The following is a 14,420-nucleotide window of genomic DNA, read 5'->3' on the forward strand; positions in this document are numbered from 1 at the left end:
CGACAAACTCGCCGTCCGCTACGAAGCGACCGTGCTGGTCGCAGCCATCAACGAGTGGCTGCGACCAGCACTTTCACAACAGACCCTAACTGTGCGGGGAGCACAAGGCGGGGCACCGGCGGCGGGTCCTCGGGGAGTTCACGGCCGGGATCGCTATGGACGGCACGGTGGTGGAGAACGGTTGCCTGGGTTCCGTGAAGGTGCTCGTGGAGGGCATCGACATCAAGAACTGTGACTCCGTGTACTGGGCGGATGTGCGGGGCTCCATGCCGGATCTGGTCCAGGCGGTGGGCCGGGCGCTGCGCATGCAGCCGGGCGAGGGCAAGGTCGCCTCGCTCGTGGTGCCGTCCTCGACAACGGCCGCGCCGTGCTCATGCGGTCGCTGTACGCCGACTCCGACACCGACCTTGCCGAGCTGTTCCCCGACGAGGTCAACCGGCTCACCGACTACGAGATCAGCGAGCTGGAGAAGCGCGGCCTGTGGTTCGACTGGAACGAGCCCGTCAGGCCCGGCGAGTTCTGGCCCGAGCCCGAGGAAGGCGACGACGGCGACAGCAAGTCCGGCCGACGCAGCGGCGGTGGTGGCGGCAAGGGCGGCGACAAGCGCAGCAGCCGCTGTGCCGAGCCGCAGATCACCTCTCCCCGCCAGGCGCTGGAAGCCATCAAGAGCCTCACCGACGCCTGACCACACCCACCCATCCCCGGGGCCGGCCTGCCCGAGCGCGGCTGGCCTCACCCCAACCCGATGGAGCACCACCCGCCGCGGCCCTCTCGATCTCCGTCGCCGCATTGCTGGGCATCATCGTCATCGTCCTCGTCAAGGGTGGCTGCGTCCGCGTCGGCTCCGCACTGGCCTGCACCCTGTTCGGCTGCACCCTCGCCGCGACCGGCCTGGCCCCGACCATCAACAGTCGTCTCGCCTCGCTCGCCGGACTGATCTCCAGCCTCTGACTACGCCTCGGTCCACGGCGGGTCGGGGGTGTAGTTGAGCCCGTCGCAGAAGCGGCAGTCCCACTCCGCGGGCACTTCCCACTTGTCGACCCACCAGCCCACCTGCTTGCCCACGAAGTAGTTGTCCCCACCGCACCACCCGCAATCGAAGACGAACTCCACCCGATCCCCTTCCCCGCGCCTGTTGGTCCGAGGATGTCCAGGACACGGGTGTGGCGACACCCAAACGCCCCTGCTGCGTTGACGCCGAAGGGCGCCGCCGGAGAACGATCCCGGCGGCGCCCTTCGCGCTCGCTTGGAGCCCTCGATGTCCGACACCGCTCTCTCCCCCGCGATAGACCCGCCCTTCCCGACCGCCCGCCGGGCCGCCGACGGGCCTGACCCTCGAGGAACGCCTCACCCTCGTGCACGCCGCGATGACCGTGCGCCTGGACGAAGCAGCCGTCGCCTACGAGGTCAACACCGCGCACATCCCCACCGAGCCTGTGGGCCTGGCCGACGTCGTCACCGTCTCGCTGACCCCGATGCTCCAGCTGCCCCCCGAGCCCTATCCGACCCCCGTCGCGGCCCTCCTTCAGCGCGCCCACCACCGTCTGCTCACGGCGGCTGGTGCTCCGGTGTCCTAGCCGACGAGGAAGGTGCTCGCTGCATGCTCGGAGCCATCCGCGCGGAGGCCCGCGGCGACAGCGGCTTCGTGGCCGGCGCCGCCTCCGTGCTCTTGGACGCGATCCGCCGAGGCTTCGGCGACCACGTGGACTCCGTGCCGTCCTTCAACGACGCGCACGGCAGCGGACGCGTCCCCATCCGCATGCTCAACCAGGCGGCCCACCTCGCCGACGCCCGCGGCCTGTAGCTTGCTCCGGGTCCCCTGCTCATCCACGTACTTCGGGTACCGCTCGTGGAGGGAGTCCACCTCCGGTGCCACGTTTGGCGCCGCACCGACCTCGACTCGCCTATCGGCGCTCCTCTCTCGGTAGCGAACGGCCCGCAGAAGGTCCCTGCCGGCAACAGCGTCGTGATTCAGCTCAAGTACGTGGGCAAGCCGCACCCGGACAAGTACGTCGTCTACACCGCCCACCCAGATGCTCGACCCTGATGGAGAAGCCCGTATGGAAGACGAAGCTCAGCACCAGTACGGCGAGGACATCTTCGTCGTCGATGTCGGCCTGTCCTGGGTGGCTTCCAAGAGGGACATTCCGGCTGCCTTGCTCCCTGAGGAAAGGGAGCAGGTCATTCCGGGAGGCAGTCCCTCCACCTTCTGGGCCGGGGTCGCCAACGTTGCGGTAGACGAGTTCGATCGGACCAAGGCGCGCCAACTCGGACAGGACATTGGGCGTCTGGTCGGCTCACCTCTAGCGGACCAGACGATTCACACCGCGTGGCTCGGCGCCACCCGCGGCGTCCTCGATCCCGTCGAGGATGGCCTCAGTGGGCGGGCTTTCCTGCTGCTACTGCAGGAAGCCTGGCTCGCTCGCGTTCGGCGGGACGACCCGGCCTTCACCCCTCCGCCCCCTGAGCCGGTCACGGACGAGGAGGCCACCAGGGCGGTTCTGGCGGTCATCCGACCAGTCGCGGGCGATCTGGAGGGCGCGGTCCGCGTCTCGTTCGGGGTCCCACCCACAGGCATCGTTCCCGCACTGGAGCAGATCGTCCTCCGTGCCTGCGCCGACCTCGGTTACCGATTGTTCCTGAGTGCGATGAAGGCGTACTTCGTCATGGTCGACCAGCGAACCTACGACGCCTTCCAGGCACTCGGCGAGCGGTTCGGATATCCGGAGTTCTTGGTGGGAGACAACCTCAACTACCAGACGTGACGCTTAGCGATCGGCAAGTACCCGCCTCGCTCATCCTTGGCCAAAACGGCTTCAGCGGAGACCCGCTGCCGGTCTGGCTGTGGTCCGCGGCGAGGCGGCAGCGCAACGGCGGGAATGTCCGGGCCCGCGGCGGCAGCACAGGGCGGCAGGTGACCGGTCGGCCCATTAACGGAGCTGGGAGCGCAGCGGCGCACTGCGGACGGGCGGCAGCCCGGTGGCATCGCGCGGCGAGACGCCGGGCAGCGGCGGCGGGCGGCCGGCGTCGGGGAACGGCACAGCGACCGGACAGCGGACGGCGGCCCGACGGGCAACCGCGGCGGCGATGGCATCGGCGCCAGAAGGCGGAACGGCGGCCGCGACACTGGCTCGGAACGCGACGGCGGACAGCGGGCCGGCAGCGGCACAGTGGCGCAGCAGAGTGAGGGCGCTGCAGCGGCGGGAGTCCGGACGGCCAGACAGCGACCGACACGCAACCAACGAGCGGCGGCAGTGCGGCAGCGCACGGCAACCTGACGGCGGGGCGTCACGGCGGCTGGGCGGACGGGGGAACAGCGGCCAACGCGTAGTCGGGGCACGGCAACTGCCTGGCGGCGCGCGGCAACCCGGCGGCGGGACGGAAGAACGAACACGGCACGTGACGGCGACACGTGACCGGGGAGCGTTCGGCACGCGGCCAGGGCCCGGACGGCGGACGGCGGACGGCGGACGGCGGACGGCGGACGGCGGACGGCGGACGGCGGACGGCGACGTTACCCGCCGACGAGCAGTCCGGCGGCGCGATCGGCCCCCGGAGGGACGGCGGCCGGGCGGCGGCGCGCGGCCCGGGCAGAGGTCGCCATATCGGAAGGACACCTGGTCGGCGCCGCGGCAGAGGCGGGTGCAGCAGCGCTGGACGGAGGCAGCGGCGGTTGCCTGGCGGCGGGATGTCCGGGCGCGGCAGGACGCCGGGCATCGGCCCAGTCCGGCCCCGGTGTTCCGGAGGTGCGGCGGTGCGGCGGTGCGGCGGTGCGGCGGTGCCAGACGGCTCGTGACATAGCGGCGGGACAGCGGCCAGCACGACGGACGGGACGGGACCCACGGCGCGGACACCGCCGGCCGTGCGGCACGGACGGCGGCGGAGCTGGGACGCCCTGTCCACAGGAGGGCGGCAGGCAGGCGACGCGGCGCGTGGGATGACGGGACGGCGGCATGCGAGGCAGCGGCGGCGGACGGGCGGCCGTGAAGCGATCGACATGCGGTGGCGGAGGGGCGAGCGGCCGGTCGGGTGTAGCACGTCTTGAGCGGGCTCTCCCCTGAGCGACCGGCTGCCCATGGGTTCCTGTTCAGCCGTGGGTTGTCAGTGCCGAGTCCTATGATCCGCGTCATGCGTGATTTCTTGCTGGTGGGTGAGCGGAAGCTGTCGTATCTGGACTTCGGTGGTCCGGGGAAGCCGCTTCTGGCCCTGCACGGGCACTACAACGAGGCGTCGGCGTTCGCGTCGCTTGCAGGGGCTTTGGCGCCGCGGTGGCGGGTGATCGCGCTCGATCAGCGTGGCCACGGCGATTCCGACCGTGCCACCGGCTACGAGCGGGATGACTACATAGCCGATGTCGTCGCCTTCCACCGGCATCTGGGAGCCGGCCCCGTGCCGGTGCTGGGTCACTCACTGGGCGGGGTGAACGCCTACCAGTTCGCCGCCCGGCATCCGGACAAGGTCAGCAGGCTGATTGTGGAGGACATCGGCGCGGTCGTTCACTGCGACTGGTCGTTCACCACCCGCCTTCCGCTTGCCGCACCATCTCGAGAGGCTCTGGTCGCGGCTTTGGGCGCGACGGCGCCCTACCTCGCATGCTCGTTCCGGCAGAGAGATCAAGGCTGGGGTTTCTCCTTCGGAATCGATGACACCGTGACGTCTCAGAAGGCGCTCAACGGCGATCATTGGGAAGACTGGACAGCGGTCTCCTGCCCCACCCTGCTGGTCCGTGGAACAAGGAGCGACGAGTTGGCGGGCGATCACGCCCGGGCCATGATCGCCCGCCGCGGCCGGCAGGCCCGCTTGGTCGAGCTGGCGGCCGGTCACGTCGTGCATCACGATGCTCCAGAGCAGTTCGCTGCCGAGGTCGACGACTTCTTGGCGGAGCCATGCTGAGCTGCGACAGGTCCTGAACAGTGGAGGGCCTGCCCATCATGCGGCTCGTGTCGGCTGCTGCTGTGAGAAGAACCTTTCCGACAGCACCAGCGCCTCGGTGGGCAGGGAGTCCGGTTGATGACGATGTACCAGGTCGGCCGACGACCGGCTGGTCTCGGAGGTGGTGGCCATGGAAGTCCCCTCCCCCGGATGTCCGGGCCCTGCCGACGTCGGTAGCTCGACCACGCGCGCCGCGTCCGGCCCGGCGGCGTGACCGGCCAGCCGGCCGCAGCAGAGTCGGGACACCCTAGCGGCGGGAGACCGGACGGCGAGACGGCGACCGACGTGCGGCCGGGGATCGGCGGCCGCCCGGTGGCGCACAACGGCACAGCGGCACAGCGCGGGGGCGGCAGAACGGCGGCGCGCGACCGGGAAGCGGGGCAGCGGTGGGACGGGAAACCACCGCACCGCCCCCGCGGCGCAGCGCGGCGCGACGGGGCGCCCGGCACGGCGGAATCTGGGGACCGGCAACTCGGCAGTGCCCGGTCGGCATGCGGACGGCCGGGAAACCGGCGGCGGGACGGCAGCAGCACCGCGCGGTGGCGCCGGAGCAGCTCGGGGCACGGGCGGCGCGGGGCCGGGAATCGGCGGCTCAGCGGCGGAGACGGTCGGTCGCCCGGCGACAGCCGGCAGAGAAATCCCCGGCACGGCCAGAAAGCGGCCGCACGGTGCTCGAGCAGGTCGACGCGCCGATCGCCGTGCTTCAGGCCGAGCAGGCGGCAGCGCGGCGGCGGGCCGCGCCGCCGGTGCCGGACCACCAGTTCCAGCGGAGCCCTGGTGCCGGCCGGACGCCGACCAGCATCCACTCGGTACTTGCGGCATGGGTAGGAAGGCTCCCGGGGTGTCGGAAGAGGCGGCACGCCAGGCGCTGGCGGAGGGGGTTCCGGTGTGCCCGGTGTGCCGGCCGGTCAGCGAACCCGGTGCCCTGGGCGCCGGGTAGGAGGGCCACGGCTGGGCACCCCGGAGGCGCCGGCGTGCACAAACCTGAGTACACCCCCACCCGCGGGCGAGGTCCTGGTGCCGTGGAACGACGGCATCCACCGATGCGTAGCCGGACACGGCAAGGCCCCCACCCGGCGTTCCGCCACACCCACCCACAGGAGTGACACGCCTTCCACCCCACCAAACGACATCAGCCTTCACCAGCAAAACGACGCCCAGGCATCGCCACAGCCCAGGTCAGTGCCAGTGGAGAACCCATGCCGCACACCCCATGCACCGCACCCGACGCCCATCAGCGGGGCGTGGCGTCTGTTCGAGGCTCAGGCGCGCCGCTCCCGGCAGGCCTGCACGAACTTGATGCAGACCCACACGGCCATGGTGAGGACGCCGGCCAGGACGACGCTGGCGACAAGGAAGGGAGCGGTCATGTCGCCAGCATCTCAGGCGATCACCCATCAATTTTCCGTGGCCCTCACCACGGGGTGGGGTGCCTGGAAGCGATGCCCCGAGGGACCGTCTGCTGCACACGACCGTGGCGCCGGGTTGCTGGAGGTACCGGGCGAGGCCGGCGGTCCATGCCCGCGCGAGGCCGGGCACGACGACCCGGACGTCCTGCCGGAGGTTCAAGCGCGGGAAGTCGGGCGGGGGCCCGGTGGATGGAATCTCGCGGGCGGTCGATCTGGAGCGACGCCGGGGGCCCTCAAAACCGCACATTGGTGGTATCTCCGGTGGCGCACCGTACCCTGTACGGCGCGCGAACCCCCGGCAGATACCGCTGCCCACTCCCCCGGATCACCAGACCCTCCACCCCGGGCACCTACGTCCGAGATCAGCCACTCCCTGGCCGTCGCCACCTCCGCGGTCTCGGGGCAGAGCGTTCACGGGGCGCTCAGCCCGCGGTCGGTGAACAGCTGCTCCAGCTGCGCGCGCCGCTGCCGCCGGACTGAAGGAGGTCGAAGGCGATGAAGCGTGCCGGCATCTCCTGCGCGAGCCGCGCGGCGGTCCGGCCTCCGGGGACGGCTCGCCGCTGGAGCGCCTCGAACGGCATCCGGCCGTCGGCCCACACGACCAGCTCGCCATCGAGGACCAGGCCGTCGGGCAGGTGGCCGGCCGCAGCCACGAGCTCCGGAAAGCGGCTCTGCATGAGGCTGCCGCGGCGGGAGTGCGGAAGCGGGTCGGGGCCGGGGACGGGGTGAAGTCGAGCGCCCGGTACCCGTCGGATGTCGGCTGGAGTCGCGGCCCACCGGGCAGCATGCCCGGCGCGGGCTACATGGTGTCGAGTGGGTTCGGAGTGTGAACAGAGTGCGCAGGTCGATGACGCGGTAGCCGTGGGTGGTGACCACGACGAGGATCCCGGACAGGAGAACACCGCCGCCCAGCTGACCGAGCGCCGCGGTACCGGTGGCCGTCAGGGTGTGTCGCCGAAGGAGGCATGCGACGTCGGCCGGGTGTGCGGGTTCGCCAGGGCGCGGGTCGTACACGGGTGCGCACGCGACTCCTCCTGTGGTCCGGCCCGGTGCGTGCCGGGTGCCGGGCTGCTGGGTGTGCGGCGGCGGGACCATCGCCGCGACGGGCTGCGGCCGGGGGTGGGTGCGGAGGGCACGCTCCCGGGCGCCTTCCTGGCTGGCGAGGACGCCTCGGCGAGCGTCCGGCGCCGTTCCACCGTGACGAAGTCGGTCGTCTGCCCCGGAATGCGGTCGGCCCTCCGGCCGGTGTGGAACGGCCACGGGCGCGACCTCGAGGCAGCGGGCACGGCGACGGTGCACGGCCGGATGCGGGAGCCCACCCGGTCCGCGCGACGCACGGCTTGGGCCCGGACCCGGACCTTCAGCGCGTCGGCGGCGGGGCGGGCCCGCCCATACGGGGTCCGCATGCGGGGCAGCGGTGCAGGGCTTGGTCCGCGGTGCCAGGGGGGTACAGGGCGCGCAGGTCGGCGGTCATCATCCGCGACCGGCAGGGCGGGTGTAGCCGTAGACGACCGTCTGCACGACTGTTCCTCCAGGCCCACCCGCCGCGGCCGACCGCGCAGGACGTAGGAGACGCAGTGGCGCGCTTCGGCGAGCAGATGGTGGTACCTGAGCGTGCCGCGCATCACTTACACCATGGCGAGGACGCCGACGGCCGCCAGTTCGTGGCTCGGCTGGTCCAGCTCGCCAGATGGCGCCAGGTTCGACCGGATCCCCGTCGTCGCCGAGCACCTCCAGGGCTACGGCCGGACCCGCACACAAGCACTGGATCGAGGGGCTCAACGCGACCGGCGGGTGCACCACCCGCAGGGAGGTCCTCCCGGGCCGAAGCCGTCGAGGCGCCCCAGGTAGCGGCCAGCGCCGCTCGTGGACCGTCTCCGCCGGCTTCCGGCCACCGGGAACAAGGGCACGCTGCGGCGCGAACCGTCCTGTGGGCTGTGCCCGGCAGAAGCCTCGAGGGGCCCGGGAACGCATCCCGGGTCCCTCGCAGCCCGTGGTGCGGCCGACCGCGTCGGCGTGGGTACGCGAGGGCCGGGGGCTCGTGGTCTCCCGGCCCTCGCGTGTCTCGGGTGCTACTTGAGCACGCCCGCCCCCGTCGTCGTCGCCAGCGACGTCGGCAGGTTGCTCGCCGAGGTCTCCAGGCCCGTCGTGAGGGTCGGGGTCCAGTTGACCGTGGTCTTCAGGTCCTTGGACGAGGCGGCGTTGTAGGCGGCGACGAGGTCGGTCACCGTGCCGTTGACGAGATTGCCGGAGCCCTTGACCGAGCCGGTGCCGTCACCGCTGAGGAGCTTGGCGGCCTTCGCGCCGGACGGCAGCTTCCAGTGGTTGTTCTCCGCGACGACCTGGGCCTTGGCGCGGGAGTTGATGCTGTACTGCGGCGTGTACCCGTTGAGGGGTGTGACGTCGTAGTAGTTGTTGTAGATGTGGATCTGGCCGATGCGGGCCAGCGGGGCGCGCTGCATGATGCCCTTCCACACGTTGTGGTGGATGGAGACGCGCAGCTTGCCGACGCTTTCGGTGTCGCTGCTGCCGATCAGCATCGTCTTGTCGTGGTTGGTGAACTGGTTGCGCGAGACGGTCACCAGGTCGGATCCCTTGGTGATGTCGAGGGCGCCGTCGTGGATCTGGTACTCGCGGCCGAAGTACTTCGGATTGGCGCTGTCGAAGTGCGGCGCGTCGGTGAACGTGTTGTGGTCCGCCCACACGTGGGTCGCGCCGCGCAGGGACACCGAGTCGTAGTTGGAGTTCCAGTTGCCGTCGTCGCCGTCGGTCGGGTCCCACTGCGGGAAGCAGTCCTCGGTGGCGGCGAAGGTCAGGTTGCGGACGATGACGTTGTCCACGTTCTGGATCTGGAGCATGGCCCCGGTGAGGCCCGCGTTCGTGCCGGGGACGCCCACGAGTGTCGTGTTGGCGGGGACCTTGAGGACGATGTTCTTGCCCTGCTTGGCCTGGGCGGCGGCGCGCGCCTTCTCCTGGGTGCCGGAGGGCAGCTTGGAGCGGCCGTAGGTGGCCGGGTCGTAGGCCTTGAGGTAGGCCGACAGCGAGTAGCCGGTACCGAGGGCGTAGTCGGCGCAGGTCAGCTTCTTCCCGCTGTCATCGGTGTTGGCGTCGATCATGCCCTTGATCTTGATGATGCGGGGTGTGGTGTCGGTGACCGATCCCAGCGCCTTCACGAGCTGCGCGCGGGTGGAGACGGTGAAGGTGTGGGCGGCGTCGGCCTTCGTGCCACCGGTGGTCCCCGTACCGGAGGCCGCCCAGCCGTCCTTCGCGGTGAGCGTCTGGTGGTACAGGTCGACGGTTCCGGCGTTGGCATTCATCACGACAGCACCAGCGCCGACGCCTGCGGCCACGACGGCCGCGCAGATCACGGCGGCACGACGGGAGCGGAGGGACCGACGGTGGGAGCGAGCAGCCACGAGGCTTCCTTACGGGGGGAGGAACAGGGTTACGCCCTCCCAGTGGCCGCCGACGCGTGCATGGTTGCCGCATGCGGGAATCTTTCTGCAAGCCGGTCGGCAATCGCACCTCATTCGGGACGAAGGGGTCGTGGGTTCACATCCCGTCATCCCGAGGGCAATGAGGCGGGGGTGGAGGTCGGCTACCGAAGGTGGCTACCTCCGTCTTGGTGGGCGCGTCCAGGACGCCGTCCGCGGTCCCGGTCCGGTCGCGCATCGGTCCAGCCGGTCGTCTTGGCGGCTGCGGGCGCTCCCTGCTCGTCCGTGCCGGGACCTCCGCCCGCCGATCGAGACCGGGAGCGCCCTCAGGTAACAGGCGTTGCGGACCAAGCGCTTGCTCACTGCTACTCTTGCGGATCTCGTCCGGACATTCATATGTCGCACACATGACACGCACAGGCGCCCGGTTCCGGGGCCCCGAGGTCGCTGCGAGGAGACATCGCCCGTGGCCACAGTTGTCGATGACGCCGCCTCCGCGGAGTTCCATGCCTTCTTCGAGCGGCACCACGCCGAATTGGCCCGGTTCGCGCACCTGTTGACCGGTGAGTCGGATGCCGCCGACGACCTGGCCGCGGATGCCCTGCTCGCGCTGTGGCACCGCTGGGACCGGGTGCGGGCGAGCGAGCATCCGGTGGCGTACGCGCGGGGCGTGGTCGCCAATCTTGCCCGGACGCGGATACGCAGCGCGGTGCGCGAGCGGCGGCGTGTCGCGCTGTTCTGGGCGCGGCGGGAGGAGAGGACAGAGAATCCGGACGTGGCGGGGGTGGTCGACGTACGAGAGGCGCTGCGCAGGCTGCCGCTCCGGAAGCGGGCGTGCGTGGTGCTGCGCCATGCGTTCGACCTGTCCGAGAAGGAGACCGCGCTGGCCTTGGGCGTGTCGGTGGGTACGGTGAAGAGCCAGACGTCCAAGGGGATGGCCGAGCTGCAGCGGCTGCTCGGCACGCAGGGCGCTCCGCGTAAGCTGCACACGGCGATGGCGCGTACCGGTACTGCCGGAGGAAGGGACCGATGACCATGCGGCGGGACGTGCACGACGAACTGCGCGCCCGGCTGCACGAGGCGGCCGGGGCGCACCGGCCCGACCGCGCGCGGATCCTGGCACGGCTCGAACGCGGCATGGCGCAGGAGGACCTGCCCCGCTCCCGAGGGGCCCGCCCGCCCCGGTTCGGCTGGGTGCGCGGGGTTGGCGTCACCGCGGCGGTCGCAGGGATCCTCGCCGCCGGCGGCTACGGCATGGCCGCCGTGGTGGACGACGAGCCTGAGCAGCAGACGGTCGCGGTCCCGCCGACGCCAGCCTCCACCTCCACGCCCACCCCGTCGACGGACGCGACGGGCCGCGTGCCCTCGCGGGTGGGCCCGACGCCCGCGGATCCGGCGCCCGCGGACCCCACGCCGAGCACCTCCCGCGAGCCCCGCGAGCCGAGCGCCTCCCCGCCTCGTACACCCGATACCGGCGCGCCTGCCGCCGGCGAGCAGGACGGGCCGCTGTGGTCGGACGGCTCCGTGGACCCGCACAGCAACGACTTCTGGGCTCAGAGCAACGTCACCCTCAAGACACGCGAGGAACTGACCGCGCTGACGGTCGAGTTGCGGATCGCCCAGACCGGCGGGGTCACCTCCACCGGTGCGTGGCGGTCGCTGCCCGAGGCCGACTTCACACTGACGATCACCGAGAAGGACGGCTACCTCGTGCACACCTGGGTGCTCAAGCAGGGTCGTACGGTCCCGGCCGGCCAGTGGGTGTTCGCCGGGCAGTACAACCACGCCCGCGGCGGCCGGGACGCCCGGGACGACCGCTACGCGGCCACCGCCCGGACGCGGAGCGAACAGCTCGCCGTAGCGGGCGACTTCGCCCGGCACGACGACTGATCATGTCGCCGGGTCCAGGGTCAGCCCGCCGTCGCCACACGCCACCACGCGCCGCCACCCGCCGTCTTTCCCCGCCCGCTCGCCCACTCCCGGACACCCACGCAGCCTCGGCGCCGGTCGGGCCTTCGCCGCCCAGGGCTCGGATCCCGTCAAGGATCTTCGCCCTGCGGTCCCGGTACTCCTCGTTCGTCCCGACAGGTCCGCCGTGCCGTCGTGCTCCCCGCGCCCGCGGGGGCGGTCCCGACCCGCCGGTACTGCACTTCAGAAGGCAACCCTCGCCCTCATCGCGAACTTCCGCAGTCGAGGTGCGGTCGCCCGATGAGCCCGCACACCTCGGCGACCAGCCGGTCAGCGTCGTCAAGTGCGGCGGCGAGCGTCTCCGGAGTGGTACCCAGCGAGGAGAACAACGCGTGGGCCCGTCCGGTGAAGTCCGCAGGGGCGGCGGGGAGTCCACCTGCGGCCTGCACGGCACCCTTCTCGTTGAGCACCCAGCACCTGGCATGGGCGTGGAGTGCATGCACGAGAAGTCCGACCGCGCGGAAGAGGCAACCGGCGACGTAGAAGGCGTCACCGCGGGATGCTCCCTTGCGAGCGCCGGCCAGGATGAACGGTGCCTCCCATTGCGCGTTGCCGATGAGCGCTTCGCGCAGAGGCTCCGGATAGAGACGCGTCTGCTCTTGCAGGGCCTGAAGCTCGCCCCTGGGGTCGGCGAGGATACGTCCCAGGGCCACCTCACCCGCATAGGCGTGGGAGTAGATCCCCAGGGGGTGACCGGGCTGGGCACCGATCTCGAACTGTCCAGCCTGGCACCGTTGCCAGACGCGGTGCACACGGTTCAGGTCGCGGTAGATCCAGTCGACGCGATGGCCGTCGATGGTCAGCCAGCCACCGCCGTCCACCCATGGTCCCCAGCCGCCCGGCTCGGTGACCTCCACCGGCCCGCCGGTCAGCTCGGCCGCCAGCAGACGCAGAGCAGCGGTGTCCAACGGTGGCCGGTAGTACAGGCCCAAGTCGTAGTCGGAGCCGGGGCTGTGCGTACCTCTCGCCCGACTGCCTCCCAGGCATACGCCGACGACGCCGCCGGCCTCTACCAGCCGTTCCGCGATCTCCACCAAGCGATCCACGGGCCACAATCTGCAGAGGAAGATCACCGGCCGCAACCGGTTTACCGGGCCCCCACACCCAAAGTGTTCACCGGTGTGAGTGAAGTACACAGAAGCACTGCTACACAACCGTGCTCCCCGTCCGCGCCGAGATGCTCCCCCGCCGGCGGCCTCCCGGCACGTCTACCGGATGTGCTCCCGTCCGTGTCCGCGGAGGTGGGAACGGGAGGAAGCGCCTGCGCTCTCCGCGCCCACGGGGATGGATCACCGCAGGGCAGCCCGGCGAGGATCCGCTGCGCGGTGCTCTCCGCGCCCGCGGGGATGGATCCACCGCCGGCCGCCCTGCAGGCGTCGGCCGTGCGCCCCTGCCCGCAGGGCGGCCTCCGTGTTCTTGGTCAAGCGTGGGGGCGGCTTCGACCCGGGGTTCGATCTTCTTTGTCGGGCATGAGACTGTCTGCTTGTGCCGGAGATGACGAGTGGTTTGGTGGCGGCCTTGGCTGAGGCGAAGGCTTCCTCGTGGACGCAGCGTGCTTGTGCCGGGCGCGCTCTTGCTTCCTTTGCTGAGGTTCCCGAAGCTGCGGAGGCACTGGTGGGGCTGCTGCTGGACGTCGAGGACACGGCGGTGACGCGAGAGACGGCAGAGGCTCTGGCCCAGGTGGGCACGCTGGCTGCCGTAAGGCTCATCGCGCATGCGGTTGCCGAAGCTGATGACAAGCAGGCCGACTGGCTACAGACCGGGGTGCATGACGTGCTGGTGGATTCCGGCGGTGGGCCGGATATCGCAGCGGTCTGTGGGGAGCTCGCCGGGGACCCGGAAGAACCTGTCCGCCGGGGCGCCGCGGACATCTCGGCGTGGGCGGACGCCATAAGGCGTTGAGCCGAGTCGGTCTGTCTGCCGGCCGGTTCATGCGGCTGCCGACCGAGGGTCGCGGGGGTCTGCCCACCGCACCGTCCATGCGGCGCGACGGAGCGCCCGGTACGGCGGAATCTGGGGATCGGTCACTCGGCAGCGCGCGGTCGGTGAGCGGACGGCCGGGAAGCCCGCGGCGGAACAGCGACAGCACAGCCAGTGCTTCAAAGCAGCTGACCCCTGCCCCTACGCCGTGCCCCGGAACCCACCATTTTTCCGGGGCACGGCCCTAGGGGGGACCGCTTGAGAAGACGGCAGACGCGGAAGGAAAAGAGCAGTGCGAGAAGACAACTCGAGCACCGACCTCGGCACCGTCGTGGCGGCAGTACGAGCCCGGCTGGAACCCACTCACCCAGCACGTGATGCCTTGCGGTCCACGGCCGGGGCCATCGAAAACGCCGAGCCGGAACTGGCCTTGGACGACTTGTGCCACATCATCCGATTCTTCGGCGTACGTATCACCTCGGAGGAATACGGCATCTTGCAGGCAGTAGCACAGCGGTTCTCGATGACCGACCTCTTGGAGGACGCACAGCTCCTGCCCTTCATCGGCCTTTAGAGAGCCACAGGGCACCCGGCCGCTGTTGAATCGGCCTTCCGCCAGAAGAACTGCCACAACCGTCTACGGAATACCTTGGGCCCCAGACCTGTCGGCGGTCCGGAGCTCAAGGGGCCAGGAGTTCCAGTTCGGCACCATGGGCTTTCCGGCCGATCCGGCCTCCGGGGATACCCCGGAGGAAGG

Annotated in this window: 16 protein-coding genes and 1 pseudogene; 12 read left to right on the forward strand and 5 right to left on the reverse strand. The window is 70.9% G+C overall.

What is annotated here, in order from left to right; all coding sequences use genetic code 11:
• Positions 1 to 155: 155 nt before the first annotated feature.
• From ACF053_RS00005 to ACF053_RS00015, 3 genes and pseudogenes are all read left to right on the forward strand, one after another.
• Positions 156 to 296, forward strand: a pseudogene (locus ACF053_RS00005) (hypothetical protein); the annotation flags it as partial.
• Positions 297 to 367: 71 nt separating this feature from the next.
• A complete protein-coding gene (locus tag ACF053_RS00010) occupies positions 368 to 685 on the forward strand; it encodes a hypothetical protein (protein ID WP_391951645.1) in 318 nt (105 codons plus the stop codon).
• Positions 686 to 789: 104 nt separating this feature from the next.
• Positions 790 to 951: a hypothetical protein gene (locus tag ACF053_RS00015; RefSeq protein ID WP_391951646.1), complete on the forward strand. Its 162-nt coding sequence runs from the start codon at positions 790 to 792 to the stop codon at positions 949 to 951.
• Here ACF053_RS00015 and ACF053_RS00020 read toward each other — a convergent pair whose 3' ends face one another.
• Positions 952 to 1,113 (reverse strand): hypothetical protein, encoded by a 162-nt coding sequence (locus ACF053_RS00020; RefSeq protein WP_167828347.1) that lies wholly within the window; start codon positions 1,111 to 1,113, stop codon positions 952 to 954. It abuts the gene before it with no gap.
• Between the two features lie 242 nt (positions 1,114 to 1,355).
• On the opposite strand from ACF053_RS00020, the gene ACF053_RS00025 reads away from it, so the two are divergent.
• The 4 genes from ACF053_RS00025 (at position 1,356) to ACF053_RS00040 (ending at position 4,893) form a co-directional block, all read left to right on the forward strand.
• On the forward strand, positions 1,356 to 1,577 hold the full coding sequence (locus ACF053_RS00025; RefSeq protein WP_391951647.1) for a hypothetical protein: 222 nt from the start codon (positions 1,356 to 1,358) through the stop codon (positions 1,575 to 1,577).
• Positions 1,578 to 1,600: 23 nt separating this feature from the next.
• Positions 1,601 to 1,804, forward strand: coding sequence for a DUF6197 family protein (locus ACF053_RS00030; RefSeq protein WP_391951648.1), 204 nt, complete (start codon positions 1,601 to 1,603; stop codon positions 1,802 to 1,804).
• Between the two features lie 256 nt (positions 1,805 to 2,060).
• Entirely contained in the window at positions 2,061 to 2,765 is a 705-nt protein-coding gene (locus ACF053_RS00035) for a hypothetical protein (RefSeq protein WP_391951649.1), read from the forward strand.
• A gap of 1,363 nt (positions 2,766 to 4,128) precedes the next feature.
• Positions 4,129 to 4,893 carry an alpha/beta fold hydrolase gene (locus ACF053_RS00040; RefSeq protein ID WP_391951650.1) on the forward strand — a complete coding sequence of 255 codons (765 nt, stop codon included), beginning with the start codon at positions 4,129 to 4,131 and terminating at the stop codon, positions 4,891 to 4,893.
• Between the two features lie 36 nt (positions 4,894 to 4,929).
• On the opposite strand, the gene ACF053_RS00045 is transcribed toward ACF053_RS00040, so the two are convergent.
• A complete protein-coding gene (locus ACF053_RS00045; protein ID WP_391951651.1) occupies positions 4,930 to 5,064 on the reverse strand; it encodes a hypothetical protein in 135 nt (44 codons plus the stop codon).
• Between the two features lie 688 nt (positions 5,065 to 5,752).
• On the opposite strand from ACF053_RS00045, the gene ACF053_RS00050 reads away from it, so the two are divergent.
• Complete coding sequence (locus tag ACF053_RS00050; RefSeq protein WP_391951652.1) at positions 5,753 to 5,872, forward strand: DUF6233 domain-containing protein; 120 nt, start codon at positions 5,753 to 5,755, stop codon at positions 5,870 to 5,872.
• 891 nt (positions 5,873 to 6,763) lie between these two features.
• Here ACF053_RS00050 and ACF053_RS00055 read toward each other — a convergent pair.
• Both ACF053_RS00055 and ACF053_RS00060 read right to left on the reverse strand, forming a co-directional pair.
• The gene (locus ACF053_RS00055) at positions 6,764 to 7,018 is read right to left on the reverse strand and encodes a hypothetical protein (protein WP_391951653.1); all 255 of its coding nucleotides are present in this window, start codon (positions 7,016 to 7,018) and stop codon (positions 6,764 to 6,766) included.
• Between the two features lie 1,395 nt (positions 7,019 to 8,413).
• Complete coding sequence (locus tag ACF053_RS00060) at positions 8,414 to 9,757, reverse strand: pectate lyase family protein (protein WP_391951654.1); 1,344 nt, start codon at positions 9,755 to 9,757, stop codon at positions 8,414 to 8,416.
• A gap of 484 nt (positions 9,758 to 10,241) precedes the next feature.
• On the opposite strand from ACF053_RS00060, the gene ACF053_RS00065 reads away from it, so the two are divergent.
• A complete protein-coding gene (locus ACF053_RS00065) occupies positions 10,242 to 10,808 on the forward strand; it encodes a SigE family RNA polymerase sigma factor (protein ID WP_391951655.1) in 567 nt (188 codons plus the stop codon).
• Entirely contained in the window at positions 10,805 to 11,665 is an 861-nt protein-coding gene (locus tag ACF053_RS00070; protein ID WP_391951656.1) for a hypothetical protein, read from the forward strand. Before ACF053_RS00065 ends, ACF053_RS00070 begins: the two co-directional genes overlap by 4 nt.
• 281 nt (positions 11,666 to 11,946) lie before the next feature.
• Here the strand turns inward: ACF053_RS00070 and ACF053_RS00075 are convergent, their stop codons facing one another.
• Positions 11,947 to 12,771, reverse strand: coding sequence for a nucleotidyltransferase domain-containing protein (locus tag ACF053_RS00075; RefSeq protein ID WP_391952596.1), 825 nt, complete (start codon positions 12,769 to 12,771; stop codon positions 11,947 to 11,949).
• Between the two features lie 466 nt (positions 12,772 to 13,237).
• Between ACF053_RS00075 and ACF053_RS00080 the strand changes: the two genes are divergently transcribed.
• Both ACF053_RS00080 and ACF053_RS00085 read left to right on the forward strand, forming a co-directional pair.
• Positions 13,238 to 13,645, forward strand: coding sequence for a hypothetical protein (locus ACF053_RS00080; protein ID WP_391952597.1), 408 nt, complete (start codon positions 13,238 to 13,240; stop codon positions 13,643 to 13,645).
• Positions 13,646 to 13,955: 310 nt separating this feature from the next.
• Positions 13,956 to 14,237, forward strand: a complete 282-nt coding sequence (locus ACF053_RS00085; protein WP_391951657.1) for a hypothetical protein — start codon at positions 13,956 to 13,958, stop codon at positions 14,235 to 14,237.
• Positions 14,238 to 14,420: the final 183 nt, after the last annotated feature.

This window comes from Streptomyces kanasensis (assembly GCF_043077165.1).
Classification (GTDB): Bacteria; Actinomycetota; Actinomycetes; order Streptomycetales; family Streptomycetaceae; genus Streptomyces; species Streptomyces changanensis.

Excerpts from the sequence above, each read along its gene's own strand:
- ACF053_RS00040 (WP_391951650.1), top strand. The coding sequence starts at position 4,129 with ATGCGTGATTTCTTGCTGGTGGGTGAGCGGAAGCTGTCGTATCTGGAC.
- ACF053_RS00055 (WP_391951653.1), bottom strand. The coding sequence starts at position 7,018 with ATGCAGAGCCGCTTTCCGGAGCTCGTGGCTGCGGCCGGCCACCTGCCC.
- ACF053_RS00045 (WP_391951651.1), bottom strand. The coding sequence starts at position 5,064 with ATGGCCACCACCTCCGAGACCAGCCGGTCGTCGGCCGACCTGGTACAT.
- ACF053_RS00050 (WP_391951652.1), top strand. The coding sequence starts at position 5,753 with ATGGGTAGGAAGGCTCCCGGGGTGTCGGAAGAGGCGGCACGCCAGGCG.
- ACF053_RS00070 (WP_391951656.1), top strand. The coding sequence starts at position 10,805 with ATGACCATGCGGCGGGACGTGCACGACGAACTGCGCGCCCGGCTGCAC.
- ACF053_RS00030 (WP_391951648.1), top strand. The coding sequence starts at position 1,601 with ATGCTCGGAGCCATCCGCGCGGAGGCCCGCGGCGACAGCGGCTTCGTG.
- ACF053_RS00035 (WP_391951649.1), top strand. The coding sequence starts at position 2,061 with ATGGAAGACGAAGCTCAGCACCAGTACGGCGAGGACATCTTCGTCGTC.
- ACF053_RS00080 (WP_391952597.1), top strand. The coding sequence starts at position 13,238 with ATGACGAGTGGTTTGGTGGCGGCCTTGGCTGAGGCGAAGGCTTCCTCG.